Source organism: Bacillus sp. FSL K6-0069 (genome assembly GCF_038007785.1).
Classification (GTDB): Bacteria; Bacillota; Bacilli; order Bacillales; family Bacillaceae_G; genus Bacillus_A; species Bacillus_A mobilis.
The window spans coordinates 2,158,355-2,182,990 of sequence record NZ_JBBOXN010000001.1 but is presented as its reverse complement, the minus strand read 5'-3'; the positions used below and the strand labels follow the sequence as shown (position 1 = coordinate 2,182,990).

Here is a 24,636-nt window from a genome sequence, read left to right as displayed (position 1 = left end):
CTTCATAGCTTCATTTCGTGAAAAAACACTTTCTTTGCCGATTCCACACTTCTTTTGTCACACTTGAAGGGAACTTCCTTCATAGATCGAAATCATTCAACAGGATATATATAGGAGGGATTATTTTGGAATATAAAACACCATTTATCGCAAAAAAATTAGGTGTTAGCCCAAAGGCTGTTGTCCGGATTGCACAACAATTAAATCTTACGATAGAAAAAAATAAATATGGTCACTTTATTTTCACACAAGAAGATCTAGATCGAATGTTAGAATACCATCTTTCACAAATAGAGCAGTCTCCAAACTCTCACCCAACTCCAAAAACACCATCAAACGATGTTGTAGAATTAAAAACGCAAGTAAATACAATTGTTCAAAACATATCATCGCATGATTTTGAGCAATTAGCAGCTCAATTAAACACAATTACAAGAAGGCTAGATCGAATGGAAGAACAGATGCAAGATAAGGCAAATGATGTTGTTACGTATCAACTTTTACAACATCGCCGTGAAATGGAGGAAATGTTAGAGCGAATTCAAAAGCTAGAGGCTACACTCAAGAAAGAAGAGCCAATATATATAACTCCAGATACTAAACCAACATATGAACGTGAGAAGAAACCGAAGCGCCGCAAAATGATTTTTAGTATATTTGGATTATAACTTTTAGACCCTTATTACAATAATAAGGGTCTTTTTTCATGAAGAATGATTTCATATTAAAATTGCATTCTCTTTATTATACATATTTATTTCGCTTTATTTGGTTAACATAATATTCTTACTGTATTCTGCTATTAATGCCTGTGCATGAGCATTCCCTTGAATTACATCTCGAAATTCTTTTAAAGAATACAAATGCGTAGCCCCTTTCCGGGCATGAATTCGTACTGGTACACCTTGTAAAGTATCATGAAACTGAAATGGCTTATCTATCGGTTCAATTGGAAAACCAAGTGTTACTAAATACATATACATTCTTTTTGTAACTGCTGCAATATACCATTCTGCTTTCGTTTCTAATGCATGCATAAATAAAATAGCTGTTAGTCTTTTGAAGTGTCCTCTCCCACGAGACGTTTTCGCAATACTTAACTTGCCTATTTCATATACATTTTTCAAATCTTTTACTAAATCATTTTTAGAAAACGGATAGAAAAACTCAGAATTTGATTGCTCTGGTACCGTATACTTAATACATTCTACTGTACCGATATGATGTTCATCTTCTATTAATAAAAATCGTGATGGATTTAAATTACGTTCTACGAACATTAAGTTTCTTTCTTCACAAAAATCTCCCCATAGTTGCTCGAACCAAAAATGTTCTTCCTTTGTTTGAACCCGCTGGAACATATTTCCCCGCCTTTCCCATCGCCGCTCTGTTTTTGATAACGCTTTCACTATCTATCATATAAGAACACATCTTCGTATGCAACTAAAAATATTTACGACTTATTATATTCTGCAAAATGAATTAAATTCCATCTTAATCGTCTTTTATCCCTCATGTACCGTTCTTCTAACACCATGTTTATATTACTTTCAAATTCAAATCATATGAAGCTTCCTTCTATACTGCATATAATTCTTCTTAATCTAAAAAAATCCTTTATAAAAAAGGATTTCTTTTACTTCTTCATGCTTTTTAACCACTTCTCAAAAATTTGTACCATCCCATGTTTTCCGGCTAATTTCTCTTCCCCTTGTTTCGTTTTATATGGATATAATTGTAAGAACACACCACACCCGGACTCAATTTTTTTACTATGCATATGACTTCCTGGATATACACAAATAACTTCATAAATGGCCCTTCGATAATAGACTCTCTTTCCATCCTGTTCTTCTACATATTTGATAGACCAATACTTATACATTTGCTCAGTTGCTTTCGTATTTCCAACGTGCTGAAAAATATTGTACATCGGGCTATACTTCACTTCAATAATAATAGAAGATTGATATACGTATTTCCCTTCTTCCTTTATATAACAGTCTAAACGAATATCTGGCTTCTTCGTATCTTCTCCATTATAAAAATTACTCCCTTTACTTAATGCAATAAGAGGATGTGTTTCAATTAAATCATTGAATGCGACATGTACTCTCATATCCTCTCGGTGTAAAACAACTGTCGTTCCATCCTGTAATCCATCTACATAAAAATGTTCTTGTATTTGTTCACGGATGGAATTTATAGCCTCAAAACCAATTTGCTCTAGCATGGAAATAACGATAAAAAAAGCGTAATATTCATACACTAAAAATGTTGGTTTATAAACAAATAATAAAGATGGAGATTGATCTGTATATTGTGGAAGTAAATCTAAATGCTGTAGTAGTTGTTGATGTGGTATCGGTAAATTATGTGAGTTCATGTTACCCGTTTCGGAAACTTCTCTCCAAAATGGAGAATGCATTAAAGTTTGAAAGTATTGTACACTTTCATGTACAAAATGCGCTAATATTTTATATTCTTGTATCTTCATAGAACTTTTTCGCAAATCCGCCTCTTTTAGTAAATGTATATTTTTATATTTTTGTTTCTCTCTATCAGTCACTGATCCATTACGCTCAATTGTTTGTATAATCGTTTTTACAGCCTGAAATTCTTCTGATTTCTTCTTTTTTGCTCTTTCTAATATTTCAATTGTTTGACGTAAAAAACTTTCAGCTTCAAGTAAATAGAGATTAAATTGCATCGCTTTAAATTTAAGAAAAGCATTTTCCTTACTATTTTTTTGTTCTATAAACTTACGATTATATTTTTTTGCATAAGGTTTTCTTTCCGCCACTATGGCTCCTTTTCTCGTTGCTTTCCGCTCCTTTTCTTCCCATTTATATTCATGTATAAAATTTGAACTCAATTCTATTTTCTTAAAAATTTGCTTTATCTTTTTCATTTTTTGCGGCAACTTTCTAAGTAACACTAAATAAGAAGAATCTTCAATATCACTGAGTGCAGAGAAAGTCTTTTTATAATAACCTCTATCTAAAATCAACTCATTTAAAATTGACTTTACATAGTTTTGAATCATTTCAAATTGATCATCAAAAAAATTTTTTGGAACGACTTGAAAAGCGCCATAATACGTTTTATCTTCTATATTCACTTCAAAATGATATAAGCCACAACGCCATGGATAAAAGAATTCCGTTTTTCCATGTTCATATATTAATACCTTTTGTTTTTTTTCATTTATTTCATATTTTGATTCCTTTATATTTTTCTGTCCCTCATATACTTTATTCCATATAAAAGTAATATTCATTGGACTTTCATAATGGTAATGCAATCTTATTGGTTTTAATTCTTGTACTTTATAAATACATTGAACTAATGCTGTAGTAGATGTACAAAGACGATTTAATAATATATTTTCCCCTTTTGCCTCCGATCCAATGATTAACTTTAATACAAAAGGGAGTGTTTCTTTCGTATCAACGATTTCTGTTTCATATCGCCCTTCATTTTGCATAGCCATACAACTCCAGTTCTCTACGCTTTTCTCTTATATATGCTAAAGAGTGTTCAAATGTAGATACTCTGTTTGCAAGTTGCGATTGTAAAAGAGGTACTAATGTCGCCCCCCTTTTTACTTCTTCAGAAAGTAAAGAGCCCACCATCATTTCAGTCCCTCTTATTTTCGTCAATACACGCTGCTTGATTTGTAAATCAAATCCTTCTTCTCTACTGATCATATAGGAATGATTATTTTGAAACGGTATATTTTGCAAATAAGTAGCGATTGCGTTTGCACATCGAAATGAAATTCCCTTTGACATATCGTGTGATGACAATACAACATGTAACTTATCTAATAGCTCTAACTCTTCTTCAGAAAACACCTCGATCATCGCTTTATTTCTGACCCAACTTATACGAAATTCTCCTGCAGTTACTTTCAAAGGTGGTTGTAATACAATTTTCTCTTGTTCCATACACATCTCACAAAACGGAATCTTTTGTAACGTTATTAAATTCGTCCGATCTAATAATCGATCTGAGAGCTCTTTCGTTGTTTCATCAAAATTTACTGTACCTACAAATATAATATTTTCACCAATTTCAATTGTTGGTGGAATTGGATTTTCTTTTTCTTGTACACCTTCATACAAATTTAAAATACGGTTTTGCTTTTCAAGTTGAAGAACAGATAGAAATGGAGTAAACCAATGCTCAATATGTGACATATTCATTTCATCAAAAACGATTATATAAAGCTGATTTTGATTTTCTTTTGCCTTCATTAACGCCCGAACTAATTTTGTTTCACTTTCAATAAAAGTACCATTTGGGTGAAGATAACCAAGTAAATCATGTGGTTCTTGATACGATGGTGAAATCGGAATCCACACCAATTCTTCCCCATACTGTAATCCAAGTGCTTCTGCATAAGCTTGCACAAAACGGGATTTCCCGGCGCCTGGTATACCACCAAGAATCGTCAACATATTTGTTTTCGCACTTATATGAAAATTATAAATGTCCGTTTCATCCAAATATAGCCCTTTATTACGTACAAAACTTTTTACATACTGTAAAAAGACGGATTCACGCTCATCCCATTCCCATTCATCCTTGTGCACTTTTATTTCCTCTACTTCTACACGCTTACCTTCTTCAGTCATTCGTTTTTTTAATTGCTCATACATGTGATTACTTACAAAATACAATTGATCTTCTACCGCTATTTCTACATGCTTCACCCAGTCATTAAAGTCTATATACTTACATTCCCGCTGCTGTTCAAAATAGGCAATTGAGCTAATTGATGATGACTTTAAAGATATATTTCCATATAACCTTCCATCGTGCCACAATAATTCAGGAGGCTCAAAGTCTTTCGGATATTTTGGCATTAGAAATGACAAATAGCCATTTCCAAGTTTTCTTTCTAAAGACTCTCCTTTTTTGTATTCAGAAACTTTAGGTACTGGAATCATTTTATAGCCATTAGCCATTTCTCGCGGTTCTTCTGCACAAATTAACTCCACATATATATGTCCTCTCTCGTAATAGAGACGAAACATAACCAGTTGCTTTTCTAATTTTCTTTTCTTTAATTCCGAAAAGACTTTTTCATTCTTTTTATTGCTACATAAACCTTCAAATACGTATGGTTCATTTTTTAATTGCTCTTGTAACGTGAATGGTATTGGCGATAGGCATTGTACAAAGAAGTTCTCTCCATTCTTCTCTCTCTCTGCTTTTGTAAACTTTCCGATAAACCTCATATAGTACATTCTTTTTATAAAACTTGGCTGAAGAGCTTTATGTAATTTCACCTTCGTCACCTTCTTTTTTTCATACTATTCTTAGTGTATGAGAGAAACGAAAAACTAGAAACAAAAAACCTGACGTTATCCGCCAGGTTCAAAATGAAAACGTATATTAATGAGATGGAAATGCTTTTTTCTCTTGTAAAATGGCATTATGTGCAATTTTCATTTTAGCAAGTACATATCGTAATCGATCTTCAGCGTTTTCATCTGTATTTTGCTGTAATTCCGCCAAATTCTCTACAGCACTTGCTAAATTTTCAATCACTCCTCGTAGTTCAGGATGATGATTAAAAAAGGATTCTTGCACTAATACTTTCCTTACTTCACTCGCTAAATCAACAATTCTGGTTAACTGTTCTTTTTCTTCCATTTTCATCCCTCCTGAATATCTTATGTATTAAATATTCTCTAGACAAAGAAAAAAGCCCTTTATTTAAAAGGACTTTTACATTTTTATATTTCCAGTCAATAACATATAGATTGATGTGATAGCTGCAATAACAATTGCCCACATTACATATCTCTCAATACCTCTAAAACAACGATTTCCTTTTTCTTTTCTTGCATACACGTAAACAATAATCCCGATTCCATATACGATTGAAACAAGTAATAAATTTTTCAAACCTGCTGCATATAGAAGCCATACAGAATAAATAGAAGCAATTAAAGCTAACGAGCCGTTTTTTACTTTTGCATCTTTTAGTTCGTTTGTAATAACTAATTTGAATTGGAATAACGCTGATAATAAATATGGTACTAAAATTGATGTTGACGCTATGAAATACATAATTTGATATGTCGATTCTGAAAACAGAACGATTATAAATATAATTTGGGCAACGCCATTTGAGATCCATAATGCCATATGTGGCGTTTGTTTTTTATTTGTTTTCGTAAAGACTTTCGGAAACACGCCATCTTTTCCTGCTACGTGGGAAATTTCAGAAACAAGTAAAAACCAGCCTATTAATGTACCTACAAGTGAAGCAACTAATCCGATGTTAATCGCAACTGCGCCCCATGTCCCAACAACATGCTCTAATACATGTCCCATTGACGGAGTTTCTAACACGGAAAGCTCTCCTCTTGACATCGCTCCCATTGACAAGACAGAAATTAAAATATAAATAGACATTACTAAAATAAGTCCAAGTACTGTCGCTTTACCAACATCTCGGCTATTTTTCGCTCTACCAGATAATACAACCGCTCCTTCAACCCCAATGAAAACCCAAAGAGTTACAAGCATTGTATTTTTCACTTGGCCCAGTATAGAGGAAACTGAGATCGTTCCTTCTCCCCAAAAATCATGTGTAAATGTATCCCAGCGAAACGCTGTTACCATTACAACAATAAATAATACGATTGGAACTAATTTCCCTATCGTTGCAATAACATTCATAATAGATGCTTCACGAATTCCAAATAAAATTAGAAAATGAAGTGTCCATAATAAAAGTGATGCTCCTACGATAGACGCAACATTATTTCCACCTTTAAAAATTGGGAAGAAATAACCTAATGTACTAAACAGTAACATGATTGTTGCAACGTTTCCTAAAATTCCTGCTAACCAGTATCCCCAAGCACTGTTAAATCCAATATATTCACCGAAACCAGCACGTGCATAACTATAAATTCCGCCCTCAAGCTCTGGTTTTTGTCTTGCTAACGTTTGATATACGAGCGCGAGTGGAATCATTCCCATCGCTGTAATACACCAGCCAATTATTATAGAGCCGCTATTTGCTCCTACTGCTAAATCATGCGGTAAACTAAAAACACCGCCACCAACCATTGTTCCGACTACTAATGCAATTAATGGAAAAAATCCTAACTTCTTTTCTATTTGTACCACCCCATCTGTCATTCTAGGTGTTATGTTCGTTCAACTATTAAAGTCACCTTTTTCTCTAATAGACGTTTCTCTTATATTTTTTCAGGAAAACATTACTTATTCTAAAAGAAAATGAAGAAAAATGGAATACTTTTTTGAAAAAATGTATAAGTATGCACAAAAAAACCGTTCATTTTGTAATGAACGGTCATTTCATACATATAAATTTGTATATTCCTTGTAAAATTACCGAAGTAAATTCTCTTTTTGTAAAAATTGTTTTGCTACTTCTTCACTACCTTTACCATTCACATTTACTTCATAATTCATTTTTCGCATTTCTTCATCTGTAATCTTCCCAGATAATTTATTTAATACTTTTTCAAGTTCAGGATATTTCTGTAACGTCTCTTTTCTTAATAACGGTGCACCTTGGTATGGTGGAAATAATCCTTTATCATCTTTTAGCACTTTAAGTCCGTATTGCTCAAGTTCACTATCAGTTGAATATGCATCAATTACGTTAACATCCCCTGATTGAATTGCACTATAACGTAGTTTCGGTTCCATCGTTTTCACATTTGAAAACTTATAGTTATATAATTTTTGCATTCCTTTATAACCATCTTCACGATCAGCAAATTCTAATGTGAATCCTACTTTCGCATCCTGTGCCATTTTTCCTAAATCAGAAATTGTATTTATATTATTTTGATCTGCTATTTTTTTTGGCATAGCTAGTGCATACGTATTGTTATACTCCATCGGCTTCAACATCACCATATCATATTTCTTTTCCATACCAGTACGTGCCTGCTCATATACTTCATCCCGATTTGTGCTTTTTGGCTCTTCTTTCACGAAAGTAGATAAAGCTGTTCCCGAAAATTCAGGGTATATATCTACTTCACCTGATTTCAATGCTTCAAATACAAATGCTGTTTTTCCAAGACCTGGTTTTAATTCTACATGTAAATCGGTATCTTGTTCGATAAGTTGCTTATACATTTGAATTAAAATTTCAGGTTCTGATCCAAGTTTGCCAGCAATAACAATATCTTTCTTTTGTGTATTCCAAAGAAATGGAGAAGCAATCATTATACAAACAATACATATCGTCAATATAACACGCTTAGAAGAGCGTTTTGGACTCTCAAGTACTCGAAGTACTACATCAAAGAATAAAGCGAGTAACGCGGCTGGTACGGCCCCTAAAATGATAAGTGCATGATCATTTCGATCGATACCTAGCAATATGAGTTTACCGAGCCCACCAGCACCTATAAGAGCTGCTAATGTAGCCGTTCCAACAATTAATACCATCGCCGTACGAATACCGGCCATAATAATTGGTAATGCAAGAGGAAGCTCTACCTTCCACAGTCTTCTCCAGCTATTCATTCCCATAGCTCTCGCTGCTTCGATTAAAGATTCATCTAACTCCCTTATTCCTGTATATGTATTTCGTAAAATAGGTAATAGTGCATACACAACTAATGCAATAATAGCTGGGAGTTTCCCAATTCCTACTAACGGAATTAAAAGTCCGAGTAATGCCAGTGATGGGACCGTCTGCATAACTGCAGAAGTTCCTATAATAAACTCCGCCATTCGTTCTTTTCTCGTTAATAAAATGCCAAGCGGCACTGCAATAATTACTGCAAAAAATAATGAAATAAGCGATATTTGTAAATGCTCACTTAATGCAGTAAGTAATTCTATTTTTCGTTCTTGGAACGTTTGTATAAAATCAGTCACTGTTTAGCCTCTTTCCTTCATTTGTTCAACTATGTAATTGACAATATGACGACTTGTTAAAGTTCCAACATATTGACCATTTTCTTCAACTGGCACTGATTCTTCAGCTTGTAAGCGAATAAGTGCTTCTTGTAAAGGAGAATGCAAAGATAAAGCAATCCCTTCAACTCGTGTGCGCTCGTCTAGCGGCATTACCTCTCCTATATTCATGCCCTCATACCAAGGTCGTCCACGATTTCCAATGAACTCCTCTACAAATTCATTTTTCGGATTATGTACAATTCCTTCTGGTGTATCTAATTGAACAACTTTTCCTTCTTTCATAATGCAAATACGATCGCCAAGCGATAACGCTTCTTGCATATCATGCGTTACAAATACAATTGTTTTTTGAATCTTTTTTTGCAATTGTACAATATCCTTCTGAAGCTGCTCCCTACTTAGTGGATCTAATGCACTAAATGGTTCGTCCATAAGAACGATTTTCGGATTTGCGGCTAATGCCCGTACAACACCAACGCGCTGCTTTTGACCTCCTGACAATTCATCAGGCATACGATCGCGATATACGTCTGGATCTAGCCCGACCATCTGTAGCAATTCATCGACACGGGCTTTTGTTTTTTCTTTGCTCCATTTTCTCATTTCAGGAACAACTGCAATATTTTCTGCAATTGTCATATGCGGGAACAAAGCGATTTGTTGCAACACGTATCCTATATTCCAACGTAACTCGTTTATATTATATTGTTGAATATCTTTTCCATCGATTAAAATCGATCCTTCAGTCGTTTCAATTAAACGATTAATCATTTTCATTGTCGTTGTTTTCCCGCAACCACTCGGACCAATAAGGACAAAAAACTCTCCCTTTTTAATTTCTAAATGCAATGAATCCACTGCTTTCGTGCCATCTTCATACGCTTTTGACACATGATTAAATTGAATCACAAATACAACTCCTTTATCGTTGTTTCCTTTATTTTGATGGAAGATGGAATTCATTTCAAATGATACGCATTATTCTACAAAAAAAGAGCTCCCATTTGAGCTCTAACGGTCGAACAATATTGTTTTCATTATTGCAGCATATTCACGTACATACATTTTCCTCTTAGATCGCATTGGTGTTTCAGCAGCTAGTGCCTCCATCTTCATGCCTAAACGCTTTGCAATTATTTTCGTTCTATATAAATGATACGTATTACTTACAACTACCGCATGTTTCACATTATATAAATCCATACTAAACTTTACATTCTCATACGTATTTGTAGATTGATCTTCTATTAAAATACGACTCTCCTCTATACCATGTACCATTAAATAGTTTCTCATACTATGAGCTTCCGGTATATCTTCATCTTCCCCTTGACCACCTGAAACAATTACTTTCGCTTCTGGATGGGAATATAAATATTCCAACGCTACATCCAAACGGTTTTGAAGAGATAAAGACGGTCTATCTCCAAATAACTTTGCGCCTAATATAAGAACGTATGGAGAGTGATTACTCAATTTTTCACGAGCAACATTTTTCATTCGAAACGTCATATAAAGAATGTATAGTGGTGGTAATAATAAGATTATAAGCAAGATCCATTTGTTCATAAATAAGTTAACACTCCCTTTCTCTTTATTATATAGAAAAAGAAAGGGAGGCAGAAGTATTTTTTAAACGAGTGATTTATTCGGAACATCCGCTCCGAATTTACGTTGTGATATCACATAATAAAGAGCAATTCCTAATGATAGAATCAATATACAGCTAAGTACGTAAAACGGGAGCATTACCCCAGTTTTAGAAACACCAGCTGTAAACAACATTAATAATACAATTCGTATTCCTGTACCAATTAATCGAAATAAACTGTCTACACGTCCCATTACTTCGTTTGGAATTTCCTCCATCATCAATACATTTCTTGCCACCCTTGTACCCGCATTTCCAATTGCATGAAAAATTGCAAGTCCATATAACAACATTACGGAAGGTTCAATAATCATTGCGGTAATTGAAATTACATATATGAGCATCGTCATGACGATTGAAACTTCTATCTTTATATATTTCATCATAATTGGAATACCTATTCCCGCAAGAACCGCTCCGACACCGTACATCATACCTTCTATTGCGTATACTGAGGCACTGGCTTTTAATATATCTGAAATATATACCGGGATTAAATAATTTGCCATCATAACACCGATAAAAGGCATATAAGTCGCAAGTAAAAACCAAAAGAACTTCGGACGCTTTTGCATGAAGTGAATCCCTTCGAACAATTGCTTCTTAAATGTTACTTTCTTTTTTACTTCTTTTTTCTTTACGTACGGTATACATAAGAAAAGGATGAAAGCTCCTGCAAAAGTTAACATATCTACTAACAAAATCCATTTTAAAGAGATGATTTCAATAAGGAAGCTAGCAGCCGCTCCTGAAATAACTTGCGTTAACTGTCCTTGTATTTCCATTGTTCCACTTAAATTTTTATAATGTTCTGCTTGAAATATCTCTTGGTTGAACGCAAATATTGTAGGATAAAATAATAAATAGTAAAATGACCCTGCTATATAAATAAGAATATAGTGAATTGAATGATAAGGTTGTCCAGTAAATCCCCATATAGCCATCATTCCTATAACGACTATCCCGATACCTTCGTTACATAATAATAAAGATTTTCTTGAAAAGCGATCAATACTTTGCCCAATAAACGGTGTTAATAAAAACATAATCAGAGTTGCGATGATGGAAACATAGCCAAACGTTGTATCTCCACCACTCTCTTTAATTAACAACCACGGAATCGTTATCATAACAATTCCGGAACCAATAGCTGATAAACTATTGGCCCCTAGAATGAAATACAAGCGTGAATCTTTATACAGAGATGGCATATCACTCAACTCCTAGTTGTTTTTTCACCTCTTTATATACACCCATATATGCTTTTAATTCTTTAACTAAATCATGAATTAATGGTTTTGCATCTTCTCCCAGTTCACCGTCTTGTACATGAAGTCCATCAAGCACCACTTGTTTTGGGATGGCATTCGCGTATACCCCTCTTGCAACAGTGCGCATACTGTTTAATGCGTTTATTCCACCTTTACCGCCTCCTGCAACTGCAAGTAATGCGACAGGTTTATGAACAAATTCACTACTACTTAAGTAATCTAACGAATTTTTCAACGCACCACTCATTGCATTATGATATTCAGGTGTACATAGTACTACACCGTCTGCAGTTTTCACTAACGCCTTTAATTTTTTTACCGCTTCTAATTCACGTTGTGATTCTTCCCCATTATATAAAGGCAGTTCCTCTGCTGCTAAATCGTATAACTCCCCTTCAAATTGATCAGCAATATATTTTGCCACCACACGCGTTCTACCGAATTTTCTTGGTGTACCGTTAATAACGACTAGTTTCATAACTATTTCTCCCCTTTGTTTTCAAGTTATACTTATATATTATCAGAAATTTCTATACAAAACACAATATAAAGAGGGAACTAGCTTGATAAAATAGTATGATAGGCAAAAAAAAGAACTCATACGAAAGTATGAGTTCTTTACAATTACGATTCTCCACCATTTTGACTCAGTATACCTCTGCTTCCATTCGCTTCAAAATGGGTATACGCTTTTTCTGCTAATTTAATACGTTCTTCTGGTAAAGATATATATTTCAAAATATTTTCTATTATTTTTTCGTACGAAGTAAACACAATTCCTGGCCACTCCATTTCGTCCTCTGGATTACTATTTTCCGAAATAATAAACTTTTTATTTGCCACTGCATAAGATACCCGAGGTGTTTCAAGAATGCCTGACAAGTAAAAATGAATATTTAATATAATTTTAGACCTAGCAATCAACTCATTTCTAGCAATTCCCCACGCATTATTTTTAAAAACTATATTTAAATTTGGAGCAACTGCTTTTAATTGATCTAAAATAGCTTGCCGCCTCGAATTAAGAGCACCTATAAACAGTATATCAATGTCTTCAGTGATCTCATCATCAAATGCATCTTTTTTTATTTCTAAAGTTGGAGCATAGTTCATTCCTACATGTTTTATTTCTTTTCCTATCCCTTTTTGTTTTAACCATTCTATATTTTGTTTACTATAATCCCAAATCTCCTTATCTTTTAATAATATTAAATAAAATGGATGTGCATAAGGGCTTCCTTCATATAGCTGTTCTAAATTATAAATAATTGCATTTTTCGGTAGTAGATTTGGGTTATGTGCATACGTATGGGCTCCAAAAACAATTATATTTTTCACATTTTCTAATATTGTTTCTGATATAATTGCTGTATTTCCTTCTTGCTCCAATCGCCATTTCAATGCTCGCGCGACATCTATAAAACTACCATACGTCTTTGGACATATAAAAAGACAATAATCATATTCTTTATTCAAATATGCTTCCATTAGTCTTAAATTATTTTTATATAAATCCACATCTGGATATTTCAGTAAAAGCTCATTTGCATGTTTTTTTGCTACTTTATACATTCCAGCATAATAAGCAGCAATACACCTTCTTAATTCGATTTTTTCCCGATGCTCATCCGCTACGTCCATGTCTAAAAGAAGGTTTGCGACACAATACGCTTTTAAATGATCACGATCATAATAATAATCTAGTAGTGGCATCAATTCTTCATACGTATTTCCATGCACAGATTCACCTAGTTCAAGCGCCCATCGTATTAATTCCATGATTACTCCACTACTCCTTTAACTGAAATTGTATTTAATAAAATTTCGCATTACTTTCTACCATATTTGCTATATGAAACGGTAGCTCTTCTTTTTTCGATTCCAAATATTTTTGTGATACTGCACCTAAATGTTTTTTATGCGTTATATAAAAAGCACTTATAGAAATCTCATAGTCAAATAAGTAATCATACACATGATAATCTACAAATAGAAGATCATTTTTCGGAAAAGGAATTTCCTTCCCTTGCAACGCATACATCAAAGCAATATTATTTTGAGATTTTAATCGATACATTCTTGCAAGCTGGTATAATGGTTCAGCCCGAGTTGGTCTATATTCCCACGCTTTTTGAAAATAAAGAATAGCTAATGCTGTATATTGTTCTTCTTGGTTCTTTGCATTTTCTATTTCATCAGCTTCTGTTACTTCATATTGTTTATTTGCTGAACGGTTTGCTAATTGTTCATAACAAAATCCTATTCGCAATAACGAATAGAACACCTCTTCAACCCATCCACCTGCTTCCACCCGTTTTTTATACCATTTAATCGAATCTTCAAATTGACTTAAATGAAAATAAGTTTGGGCTAAATAAAATAAATATCTTATATGCAAATCTGGCGTTGTTTCTGGATCACTCAACCCTTGTAACAACAACCTCTCATCTCTCTCGAATTTATCAGCTTTACTACCACCATCTCCAGGATCGTTAACGACAAGTGTCTCTAACCTAGCTACCCTCGTATTGTAATCCGCACCAACTTTGGAACGATCTATATCCCAATACTCATGAGTAACACCGACAGATTTCCATGGTAAAGAAGCTTTCAAAAGGCGTGTAAGCCAATACTTAATATGAATATCATATTGCAATGTAAGATAATGGTCTTCCGTTAAACTGGTCTTATCAAACTCTGGATCAACTTCTAATATCATATCTGCATCTAATATTAATAAATAATCTGCTTCCGGATATGTTTTTTGTGCCAATGAAACTGCTAAACTTCTGTTATAACCAAAGTTTTTAAAAGGTTCATGATGAACTGTGCCAGGGATTTCATTTTCTTTACACCAATTTTCAATAATTTCAGGTGTATGATCTGTTGATCCCGTATCACAAATAGAAACAAAATCCACAATTGATTTTGTAGCATTTAAACATCTTTCCATAATTCTAGACTCGTTTTTAACAATCATACAAAGACATAACTTTTTTTCTTTTCCTGTATTCTTTACTTGCTCATTTCCCATTTAACCACCTCATATTTTATTAACACGCTCTTCTCGTATGTAACACTATTTCATAGCTACATTGATGACATAACCATCCTTTTACTATTTATGAAAACTTCATTTTATTTATTCTTATTTTTATGTTGGGACATCTTTCATACTTCCCTTTATATTTGATACAATCAGTACAAATAAACAATGATTGATTGGTATTTTCAAATGAGAAATTTCTTTCACTATAAAAAAAGAAACTTGCGCCTTTGCACAAGTTTCTTTTCAAAAATCATTTCCTATTTTTTCACAACTTCATGTCCACCGAACTGATTACGAAGAGCTGAAACTACTTTTCCGTGGAATGTATCATCTTCTTGAGAACGGTAACGCATAAATAATGACATTGCGATTACCGGTGCTGCCGCTTGAAGTTCAAGTGCCGTTTCCACAGTCCATTTCCCTTCTCCTGAAGAGTTCATTACACCTTTAATACCATCTAGTTTTGGATCATCTGCAAATGCCTTTTCAGTTAAGTCCATTAACCAACCGCGGATAACTGATCCATTTGCCCATACTTTTGCAACATCTTCATAATTGAAATCAAAATCACTTTTATCTAACACTTCAAATCCTTCAGCGATTGCTTGCATCATACCGTATTCAATACCGTTATGAACCATTTTTAAGAAATGACCACTTCCAACGCGGCCAGCATAAGAATAGCCATTCTCTACTGCTAAATCTTTAAATAAAGGTTCTAATTGATCGTAAATTTCTTTTTCTCCACCAACCATTAAGCAAGCACCTTCTCTAGCTCCTTCTACACCGCCTGATGTTCCAATATCTACGTAATGTAAACCAAAGCTTTTCGCTTCTTCCGCACGGCGTAACGTATCTTTATAGAATGAATTTCCACCTTCAATAACGATATCGCCTTCCTCTAATAATGGATACACATCTTTTAATACAGATTCAACAACTTCTCCCGCAGGTACCATTACCCAAATTGTACGCGGAGCCTCTAGTTCAGCAATCATTTCTTTTAATGTATAACGAGCAGTAATCCCTAAAGCCCCAGCCTTTTCAACAAGCTCTTTATTTACATCGTATACAACTACTTCATGCTTGTCTTCATATAAATGTTCTGCTAATGGGAATCCCATTTTTCCTAATCCAATTAAACCTAGTTTCATATTAATCAATCTCCCATTCTATACAAATATATTTAATAACGAAATTAGTCCAAGTGCTACAACAGATAATATGGTCTCCATTGCAGTCCATGTTAATAATGTTTCTTTCACAGTCATTCCAAAATACTCTTTAATCATCCAAAATCCAGAATCATTTACATGTGATAAAATTAATGATCCTGCACCTGTTGCAAGTGCTAACAGTTCAACGTTTACTCCTGGTGTACTTGCTGCAATCGGTGCTACAATTCCAGCTGCTGTCATCATAGAAACTGTAGCAGATCCCGTCGCAATTCGGATAAGTGCCGCAATTCCCCAACCTAATAATATCGGTGAAATATGAGATTCTTTCGCCATTTCTGCGATTGTCGTTCCAATTCCAGAATCTAATAATACTTTATTAAACGCGCCGCCTGCACCAATAACTAACAATATGTTCGCAATTGGCCCTAAACAATCATTTGTAAATTGTAATACTTTATCTTTTGAGAAACCTTTTGCATAACCAAGACTAAAGAAAGAATATATCGTTGCAATTAATAATGCGACGATTGGATCTCCAATAAAATGCAATACTTGTGCAAGTTGACTTGTTTTGCTTAGCGCGACTTCCGCAATCGATGCACCTAGCATTAGAAATACTGGAAGTAAAATCGTAAACAATGTATTTCCGAAACTAGGAAGTTCCTTCTTCTTATCTCTTTCAATAAATTGCTCTGCTATATCTAATGGCACTTCTTTATGTATACGGGCACCAATCCATTTCCCGTAAAGCGGACCTGAAATGATTGCAGTTGGAAGTCCGACAATTAATGCATATAAAATTGTTTTCCCTACATCTGCTTTAAAAATACCTACCGCTGCCATCGCTGCTGGATGCGGTGGAACAAGTCCGTGTACAACAGATAGTCCTGCTACTAGTGGAATACCGATTGTAATAAGTGATACCCCTGTTTCTAACGCAATTGTAAATACCAATGGTATTAATAGTACAAAACCAACTTGGAAAAATACTGGAATCCCTACTAAAAATGCAACGAACATCATTGCCCAGTGAACACGTTTCTTCCCAAAACGATCAATTAATGTGGTAGCAATTCGTTCAGCACCGCCAGATTCGGCCATCATTTTTCCAAGCATCGTTCCTAATGCTAAAACTATCGCTAAAAAACCTAACGTATTACCAAGCCCTAGTTTAATAGAGTCGATAATCCCTGGATCTTTTGGTGAAGTTCCAATCAATGGCATTCCCATTGCTAGCCCTACACCAATTGCTGTTAAAATTAACGCGACAAATGGATGCCACTTTACTACCGTAATAAGTAAAAGTAGTATGACAACTGCCGCTAGTACGATCCCAACTACCATTTCTCCCAATCCCCCTATTGTTTACGTTGGAAAGCAGCTATACAATCAAATTCTTCTTTCAAGCGATTGTAAAGTCGTTCATACATATAAAACATTTCTAAATATATAGCCGTATTTTCTTTATTCGGTACATGGTGATGAACAATATCAATCCAATCCTTTACCTCTTCAAGAGAATCAATTTTTCCTACAGCATATAAAGCAACTGCCGCTGCCCCAAGCGCAGATGCTTCATGACTTTCAGGAACAAGCAATTCTTTTCCCATCATATCGGATAGCATTTGTCTCCAAAATGCAGATTTCGCAAATCCTCCTGAAACGCGTATTTCAGTAAGTGGCCCTGTACAATCCCTAATTGCAAGTGCAACAGAATATACGCTCATACAAACACCTTCCATAACTGCTCGTATAAAATGTTCTCGTTTATGCTGAAGGTTAATTCCAAAGAATGTACCACGCGCATTTGCATTCCAGTAAGGTGCACGTTCTCCAGAAAGAAACGGTAAAAATAGCAATCCACCTGCTCCAGCTGGTACACTTTCCGCATATTTAATTAATAAATCATAAGGATCAATGCCAAGTTTCCTTGCTACTTCTTGTTCTGGACTACCAAATTCATCACGTAACCATCTCAATAATATTCCGCCGTTATTCGTTGGCCCGCCTATCACCCAGTGCTCGTCTGTTAATGCATAACAAAACGTTCTTCCTTTTTCATCTGTATTAACACTTGATGAAATTGTTCGAACCGCACCACTTGTTCCAATCGTAATTGCAGCCGATCCAGGAGATATTGCCCCAACGCCTACATTCGCAAGGACACCATCACTTGCACCAATAACAACTGGGGTATCTTCACGAATGCCCATCTTTTGTGCTAATTCAGGCTTCATACCCGATAAAATATATGTAGTTGGCACAGGTGTGGATAATTGTTCTGGTGACATATGTAACATCGTTAAAACATCTTCATCCCAGTTTAATGTTTCTAAATTAAATAACCCAGTTGCAGATGCTATCGAATAATCCACTACGTAACGTGAGAATAATTGATACAAAACATACTCTTTAATGGAAATAAATTTATAAGCACTCGCATATAATTCTGGCTCTTCCTCTTTCATCCACAATAATTTAGAAAGCGGCGACATCGGATGAATTGGTGTACCCGTTCGTCTATAAATGTCATGCCCATTCATATGTTGTAATAATTTTTCTGATTGCTTCGTACTTCGATTATCTGCCCAAATGATAGAACGCGTTAATGGCGCACCATTTTCATCTACTGCAATTAATGCGTGCATCGCTGAACTAATACCGATTGAAGAAATATCTTCTGGTAACACGTTACCTTTTTTGATGGCAACGCTTACAGTTTTATATACAGCAGCACATATTACATCAGGATCTTGCTCAGCCCATCCGACGTTCGGTTGAATAATTGGATAATCAACTGCATGTGATGCAACGACTTTTCCTTTTTCTGTGAACACAACCGTTTTTGTACTTGTGGTACCGATATCAATCCCGATAACTCTCCCCCTTGTTTCCATGCGAATCTTCCCTTCGTTTCTAGCAAAATACGATTTAGTAAACCGTTTACATGAATTAGTATATAAAATATTTTTTCTTTAATCAAGTTTTAAAAAGAAAATTTTTTTCATCACAAAAAATAAATCCCCTCATTCCATTTCACTTACATACTAACTTTAGCTTATCCGTGGGCTAAAGTTGCATTATATTCGTTTTGCAAAACATTCCTTTCCTCTGATTAACACCACATACATGGTCCTTCCATACACTCTACACATTTGCATGAAAAAGGAGTTGTACAGCAACTACCTCCGCAATGGCAATTTTTACCCTTGTTTGTTTTTATTGCATTAGGTACACTCGTGCTTTTATCCTAATAATCTTAGAACGCGGATCCTACTATCACTTTATTAACTTGTAAATATATGTTCCATACTATAAAATCTAATAGTATTTATATTTTTCAGAAAAATAAAACAATATTTTAAACTTTATTGTATAATGTTGTAAAAAGATGTCGGAGGGATTTAATGTTACATAAAATATCTCAATTCACAATTAAGCTTTCATCCATTCTTTTATCACTGTTACTATTATTAAATTTACCTTATTTATTTATCACTCAACAAGGATTTACCTTTCAACCCATTTATTTTTTTGACCAGATCGTTACTCTGTTAAAACAGGTTTTCTCCCCTGAATCATTGTTGGTTATAGGATCAGACCCAAAGTATGGTCATTTAAAAACAACACCATTATTTCCAACTGTTTTAGAACCTTATCTATATTCATTTACTGTATTATTTGTAGCCTTTTTGCTTGCACTCTTTATCTCATCTAGCATGGCATTTTTTTATTTTTTAGCAAAAGATTATATAAAAAAATGGATAAACCGAATTGTGTTCATATTAGAAGCTGTCCCTGATATGATGATGATGATTTGTTTGCAAATCTTTTTCATATGGGTACTTCAGAAATTCGGAGAAGCTCCTTTCACCATTATTTCCTATAATGAAAATCGAGCTTATTTACTCCCTATTTTATCTTTATCTGTTTTACCTACATTACAAATGTTTCGAATGATGGTGTTATACATAAAAGAAGAACATGGAAAACATTACGTAGAGGTTGCATATGGCAAAGGCCTTTCATCAAGTTATATACTTTGTATTCATTTATTCAAAAATATATCTATCCACTTCTTCCACCATTTAAAAACGATTTTTGTTTTCTTACTTTCTAACTTATTCATTTTAGAATTCGTTTTTAATATGCAAGGCATTATTCAATTTTTATTTAAAAAGGCGTTTATTTCACCTCCAGCTGCATTTATCATACTTGTCATGATTATTTTACCGTTTTACGCCATTTTCCAAATAATCTCTCTCATCATGAATAGATGGCAAAAGCAATTGAAAGGAGCAGCTCTATGAAATCTATTTGGAAATCAAAACGCTTTTTAATCGGCTTTACTTATTTATTCATACTTGTTTCAGCGAGTTTTATTTATAGCTGGTTCTTTAAAGATAACATCCCAAAAACTCCTCAGTTACTTTACAATGACAATAACGAATTACTTGGAAAGGCCCCCTTTCCACCATCGTTAATACCGCCTTTTGGATCGGATCGTTTTGGAGAATCTGTTTTCTTACAAATTATAGAAGGAGCAAAATTCACCATTTTATTAGCCGTGGCAATTAGCTTCTTTCGCATTTTATTCGGAACATGTATAGGAATCCTCTTAAGTTTATATGCTCCAAAATTCAAGAGATTTTTCCAGTCATGCTCAGAAGTTTTTTATTACATTCCTACTTTATTTATCGCATTTATACTCATCACGCCCGTTAATATTGTAATCGTATCAAATGCTGATAGATTAGATCCAAATATTTCATTTGCGTTTTATCAAGTACTCGTACTTATTTTCGTCGCTCTGCCTACACTTTCTTTATATATATCCTCAGAGGTTGATGAATTTATGAAACAAGATTACATTTTAAGTTCCCAATTGCTAGGGGCTAGCCGTTTTCATATTATCAAAAAACACTTACGAGTCTTATTACTTGATCGCTTATTTGTGTTGTTTATGGAGCATATCGTCCAAGCACTCATACTCGTTATCCATTTAGCGTTGCTTGACATTGTAATTGGCGGGATTCAAATGCGAGAACTCTATGACGGAGTGCTCAAACCTGTTTCTCTATCTAATGATTGGGCAGGCCTTATTGGATTAAATCGTTATGAAATGAATCTTTCATGGTGGATTATTTTTTATACTCTCGTTTCATTCTTTATTACAATTCTTTTTATTAAACTTATGACAATCGGGATTCAAGATGCACTGAAAGCAAGAGATTTGCAAGCAGTAGCAATTCAAACCGTTCCAGATCATAAAAAATTTGTTAAAAGTAAAGATTCTTTTTCGTTTGCAGATAAAGTGAACCTTTAATCATTTCTCATTAATCAGCATTGATATTAAAAAAAGCTGATCCTTGTTGAATGCAGGGATCAGCTTCTTTATGCCATCTAACTTTTTAATGTCCTTTGCTAGACTCATATTCTTTATATTTAAAGTGAATTATTTACAATCACAATTATGCTGTTTAAAATCGATTACCATACGTCCTTGAATTCTACCTTGTTCCATTTCTTCGAATACATTTTGTACTTTATCTAGAGAACAAGTTTGAACAACCGGCACTACTTTTCCTTCTGCACCGAACATGAACGCCTCCTCTAAGTCCTTACGAGTACCGACTAGAGAACCAACTACTTCTATTCCATCTAATACAAGTCGCGGAATGTTTAAATCCATAGTTTCTACTGGTAAACCGACTGCAACGACTTTACCACAAGCACGTACTGCATCAACTGCTGAGTTGAATGCTACTTTAGAAACAGCTGTTACTACAGCAGCATAAGCACCACCAAACTCGTCTTGCACAATCTTATCAGCAGGACCTTGAGAAATTGGATTGATAGTCATATCAGCGCCAACCTCTTTTGCTAAGGCTAATTTATCATCATTAATATCTACTGCAATTACCTTAGCACCAAATACGTTTTTAGCATATTGGATAGCTAGGTTACCTAATCCACCACAACCATAGATGACGATAGGTTGACCAGGTTTAATATGTGATACTTTTATTGCTTTATATGTAGTTACGCCCGCACATGTAATTGATGATGCTTGAGCAGGATCTAATCCTTCTGGTACTTTCACCGCATAGTCAGCTGTAACAATACATTGCTCCGCCATACCACCATCTACTGAATAACCAGCATTCTTAACTTCACGGCAAAATGTTTCTCTACCAGTTACACAATATTCACAACGTCCACAAGATTGGAACATCCATGCAATACTTACACGATCACCTATCTTTAGTGAAGTAACATCATCAGCAAGTTTCGTAACAATACCTACACCCTCATGACCAAGAATACGGCCATCTGTGTTTCCAAAATCATGATTTGCAACGTGTAAATCAGTATGACAAACTCCACAATACTCTACATCTACTAACGCTTCACCTGAGTGTAACGGACGTAATTCCTTTTCAATAACTTCAATGTTTGCTTTACTATTTTTATTAACTACTACTGCTTTCATATGTGATCTCCCCTTTAGTGTTTTAGAATTTTAATGAGTACATCTCAAAACTTCTGTCTTCACTGATTTGGCTAATCATTATGCCAAATTTAAATGTTCAATCATCATTACACGTTCATCATAACATGTAATTTTAAAAGCATATTGTTAAATATTGAACAATATTTGAATTATTAACCAAATGTTTATTTGAGGGGAAAACCGAAATTGCATTTATTTATAGTTTATTAGAACTCTACGTGGGAGTATAAGACTCCATTAATACAGATTTTTTAAAACAGGAAATTATAATCATCAAATTTTCACAAAAGACTATTGCCCAATATAAAAAGCCCTTCAATTGAAGGACCTTTTATATTCGTTTCATCGAAATTGTTTCACGTATACTTTGTAAATTTTGCAACGTTTCTTCTTGTCGTTGTAACGATAATCCAACGTACAAAGTATCTATTAAACTTAACTGTGCTAATCTTGATGAACTTGCTTCTGTGCGGAATTCCGTCTCACGTGTTGAAGTATATAAAGTAATATTAGCAAGTTGACTTAATGCTGATTTCTGATAGCTCGTAATTGCAATAATGCGAGCTCCCCTTGCTTTTGCTACTTCTAACGCTTCCAGTAACCCTTTATTGCTACCAGAATGAGAAATTGCAATGACGACTGCTTCTTTAGTTAGTAAACCCGCACCCATAATTTGAAAATGTGAATCTGTATGAGCAATACAAGAAATACCTGTTCTCATAAATTTATGATATGCATCCATCGCAATAATTCCGGAACCACCATTTCCATAAAACTCAATATGGCTTGTATCTTGCAATACTTTTACCGCTTGCTCTAGTGCTGTATCGTTTAGCAAATGTAATGTATCTTGCAGTCCTGTAATATGCGAATGAAAAACTTTTTTAGCAACAGTTACCATACTATCTTCCGCCGATACCTCTTCATGAATATTTTGCATTGGAGTATGTACAATTTCACGAGCTAATGTAATCTTTAAATCTTGAAACCCTTGAAAACCAAGATGCTTACATAAGCGGAATATCGTAGCTTCGGAGCTATTCGTAATTTCAGCTAATTCTGTAATAGATTTATGTACAACATCTTGTGGATGTTTCAAAATATGTTCAGCAATACTTCGCAATTTCGGTGATAAACCGTTTACCGAAGCCTGAATCTTTCCAAGCCCATTTCTTGTACCTGGCATAGCATATCTTCTCCTTCCATCGCATCCTTATCCCATAAAAAACCAATTGTTGCGGGCTAATAATCAGTGGGAATGCCCCCCACTGATTAAAGTTTCACCTTATTGTACCTAATTATTGAAAGAAGAAAAACCTTTATTCAGAATCACTATACATTTTTAATTGCTTCTATGTATTCTGTCATAACATATGACTATTTTATTCATACTTAATATTATTTCTTCTCATGTTTCACCGCATATAATGCAGCTTGCGTACGATCATCTACTTCCAACTTAGCTAAAACATTTGAAACATGTGTTTTTACAGTTTGTTCTGTAATATGAAGCTCTGCTGCAATTTCCTTATTGCTTCTCCCTTTCGCAATTTCACGAAGTACTTCTTGCTCTCTTTTCGTTAACATGGAAAAAGGGTTTTCTTTTTCTTTTTTAACCGCTGACCGTCCTAAGAGTGCTGGTGTTACTTTCGGGTGAAAATTCGCATTCCCTTCCTGTACTGCAATGATAGAAGCTACAAGTTGCTCAGGTTGTACTTCTTTTAATTGATAACCATCTGCTCCAGCTTCTAGTGCTGGTAAAACATAATCTTGCTCTGAAAAACTGCTTAATATAAGTATCTTTATTGTCTCATCATACTTTTTTATTCGTTTTGTTGCTTCAATACCATCCATCTTCGGCATTGATAGATCCATTAATACTATATCTGGCCTTTTTGTTTGGACGAATGTTAATGCCTCTTCCCCATTTTCTGCTTCCCCAATAATTTCAAATTCTTCTCTCGTTTTCAAAAAGAATACAAGTCCTCTTCGAACGATATGATGATCCTCAACTAAAAGTAATTTAATCTTCAACCTTA

At 34.4% G+C, this 24,636-nt stretch carries 21 protein-coding genes; 3 read left to right on the top strand and 18 right to left on the bottom strand.

Going from position 1 to position 24,636, the window contains the following annotated elements; translation table 11 throughout:
• Positions 1–125 precede the first annotated feature (125 nt).
• Positions 126–668 carry a chromosome-anchoring protein RacA gene (gene racA, locus MHB74_RS11175; RefSeq protein ID WP_061678434.1) on the top strand — a complete coding sequence of 181 codons (543 nt, stop codon included), beginning with the start codon at positions 126–128 and terminating at the stop codon, positions 666–668.
• Positions 669–764: 96 nt separating this feature from the next.
• Here the strand turns inward: racA and MHB74_RS11170 are convergent, their stop codons facing one another.
• The 15 genes from MHB74_RS11170 to gntK all read right to left on the bottom strand — a co-directional run bounded on the left by MHB74_RS11170 (position 765) and on the right by gntK (position 18,980).
• Positions 765–1,361, bottom strand: coding sequence for a hypothetical protein (locus MHB74_RS11170; RefSeq protein ID WP_061678435.1), 597 nt, complete (start codon positions 1,359–1,361; stop codon positions 765–767).
• A 275-nt stretch (positions 1,362–1,636) separates the two neighbouring features.
• Positions 1,637–3,487: a hypothetical protein gene (locus tag MHB74_RS11165; protein WP_061678436.1), complete on the bottom strand. Its 1,851-nt coding sequence runs from the start codon at positions 3,485–3,487 to the stop codon at positions 1,637–1,639.
• Entirely contained in the window at positions 3,477–5,297 is a 1,821-nt protein-coding gene (locus MHB74_RS11160) for an AAA family ATPase (RefSeq protein WP_061678437.1), read from the bottom strand. Before MHB74_RS11160 ends, MHB74_RS11165 begins: the two co-directional genes overlap by 11 nt.
• Positions 5,298–5,403: 106 nt before the next feature.
• On the bottom strand, positions 5,404–5,664 hold the full coding sequence (locus MHB74_RS11155) for a hypothetical protein (RefSeq protein WP_000391452.1): 261 nt from the start codon (positions 5,662–5,664) through the stop codon (positions 5,404–5,406).
• A 75-nt stretch (positions 5,665–5,739) separates the two neighbouring features.
• Positions 5,740–7,167: a basic amino acid/polyamine antiporter gene (locus tag MHB74_RS11150; RefSeq protein ID WP_061678438.1), complete on the bottom strand. Its 1,428-nt coding sequence runs from the start codon at positions 7,165–7,167 to the stop codon at positions 5,740–5,742.
• A gap of 213 nt (positions 7,168–7,380) precedes the next feature.
• Positions 7,381–8,892, bottom strand: coding sequence for an ABC transporter permease/substrate-binding protein (locus tag MHB74_RS11145; RefSeq protein WP_061678439.1), 1,512 nt, complete (start codon positions 8,890–8,892; stop codon positions 7,381–7,383).
• A 3-nt stretch (positions 8,893–8,895) separates the two neighbouring features.
• A complete protein-coding gene (locus MHB74_RS11140; protein WP_061678440.1) occupies positions 8,896–9,843 on the bottom strand; it encodes an ABC transporter ATP-binding protein in 948 nt (315 codons plus the stop codon).
• Between the two features lie 102 nt (positions 9,844–9,945).
• Positions 9,946–10,503 carry a YdcF family protein gene (locus MHB74_RS11135; protein WP_061678441.1) on the bottom strand — a complete coding sequence of 186 codons (558 nt, stop codon included), beginning with the start codon at positions 10,501–10,503 and terminating at the stop codon, positions 9,946–9,948.
• 63 nt (positions 10,504–10,566) lie between these two features.
• A complete protein-coding gene (locus MHB74_RS11130; protein ID WP_061678442.1) occupies positions 10,567–11,796 on the bottom strand; it encodes an MFS transporter in 1,230 nt (409 codons plus the stop codon).
• 1 nt (position 11,797) lies between these two features.
• Complete coding sequence (locus MHB74_RS11125) at positions 11,798–12,334, bottom strand: NADPH-dependent FMN reductase (RefSeq protein WP_000780350.1); 537 nt, start codon at positions 12,332–12,334, stop codon at positions 11,798–11,800.
• Positions 12,335–12,480: 146 nt separating this feature from the next.
• A complete protein-coding gene (locus tag MHB74_RS11120) occupies positions 12,481–13,635 on the bottom strand; it encodes a hypothetical protein (RefSeq protein ID WP_061678443.1) in 1,155 nt (384 codons plus the stop codon).
• Positions 13,636–13,669: 34 nt separating this feature from the next.
• On the bottom strand, positions 13,670–14,890 hold the full coding sequence (locus MHB74_RS11115; RefSeq protein WP_061678444.1) for a tetratricopeptide repeat-containing glycosyltransferase: 1,221 nt from the start codon (positions 14,888–14,890) through the stop codon (positions 13,670–13,672).
• 272 nt (positions 14,891–15,162) lie between these two features.
• Positions 15,163–16,059 (bottom strand): phosphogluconate dehydrogenase (NAD(+)-dependent, decarboxylating), encoded by an 897-nt coding sequence (gene gnd, locus MHB74_RS11110; protein WP_061678445.1) that lies wholly within the window; start codon positions 16,057–16,059, stop codon positions 15,163–15,165.
• A gap of 18 nt (positions 16,060–16,077) precedes the next feature.
• Entirely contained in the window at positions 16,078–17,427 is a 1,350-nt protein-coding gene (locus MHB74_RS11105) for a GntP family permease (RefSeq protein WP_061678446.1), read from the bottom strand.
• A gap of 14 nt (positions 17,428–17,441) precedes the next feature.
• Positions 17,442–18,980, bottom strand: coding sequence for a gluconokinase (gene gntK / locus MHB74_RS11100; protein ID WP_061678447.1), 1,539 nt, complete (start codon positions 18,978–18,980; stop codon positions 17,442–17,444).
• 510 nt (positions 18,981–19,490) lie between these two features.
• Between gntK and MHB74_RS11095 the strand changes: the two genes are divergently transcribed.
• Together MHB74_RS11095 and MHB74_RS11090 are read left to right on the top strand one after the other, a co-directional pair.
• Positions 19,491–20,393, top strand: a complete 903-nt coding sequence (locus MHB74_RS11095) for an ABC transporter permease subunit (protein WP_061678448.1) — start codon at positions 19,491–19,493, stop codon at positions 20,391–20,393.
• A complete protein-coding gene (locus tag MHB74_RS11090; RefSeq protein ID WP_061678449.1) occupies positions 20,390–21,409 on the top strand; it encodes an ABC transporter permease in 1,020 nt (339 codons plus the stop codon). The genes MHB74_RS11095 and MHB74_RS11090 overlap by 4 nt, the downstream gene beginning before the upstream one ends.
• Positions 21,410–21,538: 129 nt before the next feature.
• Here the strand turns inward: MHB74_RS11090 and adhP are convergent, their stop codons facing one another.
• The 3 genes from adhP to MHB74_RS11075 all read right to left on the bottom strand — a co-directional run bounded on the left by adhP (position 21,539) and on the right by MHB74_RS11075 (position 24,631).
• Positions 21,539–22,576, bottom strand: a complete 1,038-nt coding sequence (adhP, locus tag MHB74_RS11085; protein ID WP_061678450.1) for an alcohol dehydrogenase AdhP — start codon at positions 22,574–22,576, stop codon at positions 21,539–21,541.
• 352 nt (positions 22,577–22,928) lie between these two features.
• Entirely contained in the window at positions 22,929–23,783 is an 855-nt protein-coding gene (locus MHB74_RS11080; protein ID WP_061678451.1) for a MurR/RpiR family transcriptional regulator, read from the bottom strand.
• Positions 23,784–23,995: 212 nt separating this feature from the next.
• Positions 23,996–24,631 carry a response regulator gene (locus tag MHB74_RS11075; protein ID WP_061678452.1) on the bottom strand — a complete coding sequence of 212 codons (636 nt, stop codon included), beginning with the start codon at positions 24,629–24,631 and terminating at the stop codon, positions 23,996–23,998.
• Positions 24,632–24,636: the final 5 nt, after the last annotated feature.

Coding starts and splice junctions, on each gene's coding strand:
- MHB74_RS11170 (WP_061678435.1), bottom strand. CDS start 1,361: ATGTTCCAGCGGGTTCAAACAAAGGAAGAACATTTTTGGTTCGAGCAA.
- MHB74_RS11165 (WP_061678436.1), bottom strand. CDS start 3,487: ATGCAAAATGAAGGGCGATATGAAACAGAAATCGTTGATACGAAAGAA.
- MHB74_RS11155 (WP_000391452.1), bottom strand. CDS start 5,664: ATGGAAGAAAAAGAACAGTTAACCAGAATTGTTGATTTAGCGAGTGAA.
- MHB74_RS11150 (WP_061678438.1), bottom strand. CDS start 7,167: ATGACAGATGGGGTGGTACAAATAGAAAAGAAGTTAGGATTTTTTCCA.
- MHB74_RS11135 (WP_061678441.1), bottom strand. CDS start 10,503: ATGAACAAATGGATCTTGCTTATAATCTTATTATTACCACCACTATAC.
- MHB74_RS11130 (WP_061678442.1), bottom strand. CDS start 11,796: ATGCCATCTCTGTATAAAGATTCACGCTTGTATTTCATTCTAGGGGCC.
- MHB74_RS11125 (WP_000780350.1), bottom strand. CDS start 12,334: ATGAAACTAGTCGTTATTAACGGTACACCAAGAAAATTCGGTAGAACG.
- MHB74_RS11120 (WP_061678443.1), bottom strand. CDS start 13,635: ATGGAATTAATACGATGGGCGCTTGAACTAGGTGAATCTGTGCATGGA.
- MHB74_RS11115 (WP_061678444.1), bottom strand. CDS start 14,890: ATGGGAAATGAGCAAGTAAAGAATACAGGAAAAGAAAAAAAGTTATGT.
- gnd (WP_061678445.1), bottom strand. CDS start 16,059: ATGAAACTAGGTTTAATTGGATTAGGAAAAATGGGATTCCCATTAGCA.
- MHB74_RS11105 (WP_061678446.1), bottom strand. CDS start 17,427: ATGGTAGTTGGGATCGTACTAGCGGCAGTTGTCATACTACTTTTACTT.
- gntK (WP_061678447.1), bottom strand. CDS start 18,980: ATGGAAACAAGGGGGAGAGTTATCGGGATTGATATCGGTACCACAAGT.
- MHB74_RS11095 (WP_061678448.1), top strand. CDS start 19,491: ATGTTACATAAAATATCTCAATTCACAATTAAGCTTTCATCCATTCTT.
- MHB74_RS11090 (WP_061678449.1), top strand. CDS start 20,390: ATGAAATCTATTTGGAAATCAAAACGCTTTTTAATCGGCTTTACTTAT.
- adhP (WP_061678450.1), bottom strand. CDS start 22,576: ATGAAAGCAGTAGTAGTTAATAAAAATAGTAAAGCAAACATTGAAGTT.
- MHB74_RS11080 (WP_061678451.1), bottom strand. CDS start 23,783: ATGCCAGGTACAAGAAATGGGCTTGGAAAGATTCAGGCTTCGGTAAAC.